Source organism: Mesorhizobium sp. M0019 (genome assembly GCF_040323975.1).
Taxonomy (GTDB): domain Bacteria; phylum Pseudomonadota; class Alphaproteobacteria; order Rhizobiales; family Rhizobiaceae; genus Mesorhizobium.
Map to the genome: position 1 here is coordinate 1 of NZ_JAMYVK010000139.1, position 939 is coordinate 939.

General features: G+C 64.7%; 1 protein-coding gene. It reads left to right on the forward strand.

Going from position 1 to position 939, the window contains the following annotated elements:
• Positions 1-886: IS5 family transposase (locus NKK47_RS35025; protein ID WP_352579931.1), on the forward strand; the 886-nt coding region annotated here is incomplete at its 5' end.
• Positions 887-939 lie beyond the last annotated feature (53 nt).

Here is a 939-nt window from a genome sequence, read left to right on the forward strand (position 1 = left end):
GATCCGAACATTGCTGGGTCAGCGCAGCGGTCCCGGCTCGGGCAACACCAGCTACCCGGCGGAGGCGCTGGTGCGCTGTCTTTTGCTGGGCGTGTGGCACGGGCTGAGCGATCCGGCATTGGAGGCTCAGATCCGTGACCGGCTGTCGTTTCGCCGCTTTGCCGGCTTCAGCCTTTCGGACCGTACGCCCGATCATTCGACACTGTGGCGCTTCCGCGAGGAACTGACGCGCGAGCGGCTGATCGACAAGGTGTTTGAGGAGATCAACCGCCAGCTGGAGACGAAGGGCCTGATCGTCAAGCGCGGCACCTTAGTCGATGCGACGTTCCTGCAGGCCCGTGGGCGGCCGCCCAAGCAGCCGAAGAAGGGCCACCAGGGCCCGGCCAAGCCGTCGGCCGACAAGGACGCGCGCTGGGGCAAGAAGGGCAACAAGAGCACCTTCGGCTACAAGATGCACATCGGCGCCGACCAGGAGCACACCATGATCCGGCGTGTCGAGGTAAGCGACGCCTCGATCACCGACACCGAGGCGGCCGACAATCTGGTTTGCGGCGATGAGAAGGCGGCCTATGGCGATCAGGCCTACTACACCCATGCCAGGCATGATCGGCTGGCCAAGGCCGGGATCAAGGACCGGCTGATGCGGCGGCCCAACAAGCATCATCCCGAGTTGCCGGCGCGCCAGAAGCTGCGTAACCGGTTGATCGCCAAGGTGCGGGCGGCTGTGGAGCGGCCTTTTGCTGTGTTCAAGGAGCGCTACGGCATGCGGCGCCTGCGCTTCTTCAACCTCGCCGCCAACCGCACGCAATGCATACTAGCCGCCTGCGCCTACAATCTGCGGACCATGGTCGGCGCCCTCTATCCACCTGGCGGAAAGCCGGCATGAGGAGGAGTCTGTCTAAAATCGGCCTAAAATCGGCGGATCGGCCGGTCATGCCG